Raw genomic sequence first — 3,538 nt, forward strand, 5'->3', positions numbered from 1 at the left:
CGGGCTACACCGACGCCCAGGTCCTCGAGTTAGTGCTGGCCGTTGCGGTGAAGACGATCAGCAACTGGTCGAATCACCTGTTCGCCACACCGGTCGACGAGGTGTTTGCTTCCCACCGGTGGGTCGTTCCTGAAACGATCTGAGCGCCGGAACGCCTGTTCTCGGCATCGTAGGATTCTCCGGGTTCTCGACCGTCCGAGGCCCGTTGGCGGTGGCCGTCGGGCCCGCCGCGGTGGGTGGAATTCGTGCGAGGCAGACCGAGAGTCCGTGGCTGCTCGCCCGCGGTCTCGTCGCTGTTCCGTTTCGAATCGATGGACCGGCGCGAGGACTTGAGCCGCGCGGTCCTCGTCGCGGCGATGGTCGTCGCGGTCGTCGACCAGGTGTCGAAAGCGGCGGCCCTCCGGCTGCTCGGCGATGTCGACCGTTCGTTCGGCCCATTTCGCTTCACCATCGTGCGCAACCCTGGCGGACCGTTCGGCGTGGCGGACGGGGCCTCGCTCATCTGGACTGGCGTGACGGCAGCGATCCTGATCGCCGCAGTCACGTTCGTCGGACACAGCCAGGTCGACGTCCGACCCGCCGTCGCGATCGGTTCGGTGATCGGAGGTGGCCTCGGCAATCTCTTGGACCGACTCCTCCGACAGCCCGGAGCCGGTCGTGGTGCGGTGATCGACTGGATCTCACTCGACCCGTATCCGCGCGTGTTCAACCTTGCCGACCTGGCACTGCGCGCTGGCGCTGCGATCGTGTTCGTGATGGTGTTGGTCACCCGCGACCCAACCGACACCGCATCGGTTCACAAGGAAATAGTCGACCGAGAGGTCGAGATCAGCGATGGTGGGTGAGGTGGGCGTGGTCGGCGAGTGGGTTGACCGATCGGTCACCGCTGGCTTGGTCGAGCCATTACACCGTCGACGCGTACGACCGATCGATGAGCTCCCCGGCACGGCTGAAGTCGTTCGGTCGGATGTCGAGCGGGCATGGCGGAGGAATCACCCACACGTCGGCACGACCCAGATAGTGACCGACGTCGGCAGACAGATACCGATTGATCATCAACGGAACGGCACGCTGCATGTATGCCGGGGAACCCCATCCGCTGGCGATGCGTTCCAGAGAACACCGACGAGTGCGATCGCGTGAGCGTGTCGGAGCCTCGATTCGTCGACGCCGACGTCGTCCGGGAAGCGAAGGGGAGATCATCGGGTTCCCCTTGCACACCAATAACGAGAAGGGCACCTGTGACATGGTCCGAGCACACTGGAACGGGGCGGTGATCGCCGAATCCGACGACACCGTCATCATCGACGGCAATCATTACTTCCCGGCGAAATCGGTCGACGAGAAGTACCTGGTTCCGAGCACCACCACCACGGTGTGCCCCTGGAAGGGGCAGGCCACCTACTACTCCGTCAACGTCGACGGTCAGATGAACCGTGACGCCGCGTGGTACTATCCATCGCCTTCATCAGCGGCGAAAAAGATCACGGGACGCATCGCCTTCTGGCACGGCGTGAAGATCGAGGACACAGGACCGTCGGAGGCGAGACGTTCGTTCTTCGACCGCTTCCGCCGTCGCCCGGCCGACATCGAACACGGTCACGACGATGCCGCCGTCCGTCGTATGGATGATATTCCGACCGTCGCGGCGGTCGTCGATCTCAACGATGGTTCGTTCTTCGCTGCACTGGACGGGGCGGTGACCATCGTCGACTTCTGGGCGCCATGGTGCGGTCCCTGCAAGCAGCTCCACCCATTGTTCGACGCCCAGGCGGCCGACCAAGCCGACGACGCGTTGCAATTCGCACGCGTGAACGTCGAAGAGAGTCCGGGTGTCGCGACGGCTTTCAATGTCATGAGCATCCCGACGATCATTGTTTTCGCCGACGGCCGCGAGATCGAACGAGAGACCGGCCTACCGGGCAGGCGGCGCCTCGACCAACTGGTGCGCAGCGCCGGACTCCTCGCACGCAAGATCGCCGGGCAAGGTGCAACATGAATGCGCACACCACCACCACGACAAACGACACCAGCACCGTCGACCGGGGCGCGACCTCGATGGGACCCAACGGTGCCGAAGTGCTCGGTCTGGTGACGTTGGCTGTCCATGCTTGCGTCCCGATCAAGGAGCTCCGTTCGATGAGCTACGCGTCCCCGACGTTCCATCGTGGCATCGAGGATGCCCTCCGGAATCACTCATGACCCCCAGCGCGTGATCGGCGAGGGTGACGTGGTTCCCCCATTGCCCTCGTCGATCACGAAGCGGCCGGTGGAGCTTCGAGGAGTATCGCCGCCGACCGCTCGTGCTGATCCTGCACCGACACCTCGCTTGACTGCCATGCCAGGAACACCTGATCATCGTGCGCGATCACCTCGACCAGCTCAGTGATGCCCTTCCCGTTGTCTTCACCTTCACCGACGACCCGCAACGCCTCGCCGCGTACCGCGAGCATCTGGACATCGAGTTCCCGGTGCTCACCGACGCCATCGTCGGATGCGATGGCCGACTCGGTCGCGTCTGGCTCCCACCCAACCCTGATGCGCGCCCGAGCCTCGACGCCATCGTCGACGCCGTGCAAGAATCCGAGCGACGAGCCGTCCTGGAGCAACGGTGGTGATGGTGAGCCCGCTCGCGTCGAACGTTCCTCCAACCTCGGGTCTGAAGAGGATCGTCGTTATCGGATGCCTTGGCTCGCGTTGTCGGCTGGCGCGCCCGCGGCACAGGCCGTCAGGGCCGGATCACGATCGGGCGCTGAGCCGTCACGGCGTTGTGAATATCGCGCACCGGTCGGTCAAGTGCTCTCGGTCGGCGAGAAGATGTGGCAGATCTCGCCGGCGGTGCAACTTGCTGGGTCGAGTTGTCGGCTGGGATCGAGGAGTTGGGCGAGTTCGGATTCGAGTGTGGCAAGTTGGCGACGCCGTTCGCGAACCTCGGCAAGTTTGGTTTCGAGGAGTGAGTCGACGTGGCTGCATGGGGCAGTGCCGTCGTCGCGGACGTGAATGACGCTCGCGATCTCGGCGAGCGTGAGTCCTGCGGCCTGAGCGGTGCGTATGAATCGGAGCCGGGCGAGGGTGACGTCGTCGTAGACGCGATACCCGTTGTCGGTCCGCCGCGGCTCGGGCAGGAGCCCCTTGCGCTCGTAGAACCGAATTGTCCTCGTGGGAATGCCGAGCGCGTCTGCGAGTTGTCCGATCAACATGATCCGACACTACCCCTTGACCTTCTTCCGTGGGAGAAGGTCTACGGTCGTTCGTGTGAGCAATCAGAAGACATCAGCACTCGCCCCGTTCGCGGCTGTAGCAGGCCTGTGGGGTATTTGTTGCGGGCTGCCACTGCTCGCCTCGGTTGGGGTCCTTGGCGCGATTGCCGGGATCGGACTTGGGAGCTGGCTCGTCGTCGCTCTCGCCGTTGCTGTCGTTGCGGTCGGAGTTGTGCGATGGCGTCGAACGAGCGACACCGGCCCAGCACCACGAGCAGATGAGAATCCGTCGCCGCTCCAGAAGGACGCCGTCCTGTGGCCCACTCGCACCTATCCGA

General features: G+C 64.2%; 4 protein-coding genes and 4 pseudogenes. 5 read left to right on the forward strand and 3 right to left on the reverse strand.

What is annotated here, in order from left to right:
* Positions 1–311 precede the first annotated feature (311 nt).
* Positions 312–845 carry a signal peptidase II gene (locus ACH2EI_RS13415; RefSeq protein WP_395156038.1) on the forward strand — a complete coding sequence of 178 codons (534 nt, stop codon included), beginning with the start codon at positions 312–314 and terminating at the stop codon, positions 843–845.
* Positions 846–903: 58 nt separating this feature from the next.
* Here ACH2EI_RS13415 and ACH2EI_RS13420 read toward each other — a convergent pair whose 3' ends face one another.
* Positions 904–1,203: a hypothetical protein gene (locus ACH2EI_RS13420; protein WP_395160372.1), complete on the reverse strand. Its 300-nt coding sequence runs from the start codon at positions 1,201–1,203 to the stop codon at positions 904–906.
* A 43-nt stretch (positions 1,204–1,246) separates the two neighbouring features.
* Between ACH2EI_RS13420 and ACH2EI_RS13425 the strand changes: the two are divergent.
* The 3 pseudogenes from ACH2EI_RS13425 to ACH2EI_RS13435 all read left to right on the forward strand — a co-directional run.
* A pseudogene (locus tag ACH2EI_RS13425) lies at positions 1,247–1,525 on the forward strand (DUF427 domain-containing protein); the annotation flags it as partial.
* 141 nt (positions 1,526–1,666) lie between these two features.
* Positions 1,667–1,999: pseudogene (locus tag ACH2EI_RS13430) on the forward strand (thioredoxin family protein); the annotation flags it as partial.
* A gap of 47 nt (positions 2,000–2,046) precedes the next feature.
* Positions 2,047–2,202 (forward strand): annotated as a pseudogene (locus tag ACH2EI_RS13435) (NAD(P)/FAD-dependent oxidoreductase); the annotation flags it as partial.
* Positions 2,203–2,255: 53 nt separating this feature from the next.
* On the opposite strand, the gene ACH2EI_RS13440 reads toward ACH2EI_RS13435, so the two are convergent.
* Entirely contained in the window at positions 2,256–2,609 is a 354-nt protein-coding gene (locus ACH2EI_RS13440; protein ID WP_395156034.1) for a hypothetical protein, read from the reverse strand.
* A 183-nt stretch (positions 2,610–2,792) separates the two neighbouring features.
* A complete protein-coding gene (locus ACH2EI_RS13445; RefSeq protein WP_395160374.1) occupies positions 2,793–3,200 on the reverse strand; it encodes a heavy metal-responsive transcriptional regulator in 408 nt (135 codons plus the stop codon).
* Positions 3,201–3,255: 55 nt separating this feature from the next.
* Here ACH2EI_RS13445 and ACH2EI_RS13450 point away from each other — a divergent pair.
* A pseudogene (locus tag ACH2EI_RS13450) lies at positions 3,256–3,538 on the forward strand (hypothetical protein); the annotation flags it as partial.

Source organism: Ilumatobacter sp. (genome assembly GCF_041688325.1).
In the GTDB taxonomy this organism is placed as follows: Bacteria; Actinomycetota; Acidimicrobiia; order Acidimicrobiales; family Ilumatobacteraceae; genus Ilumatobacter_A.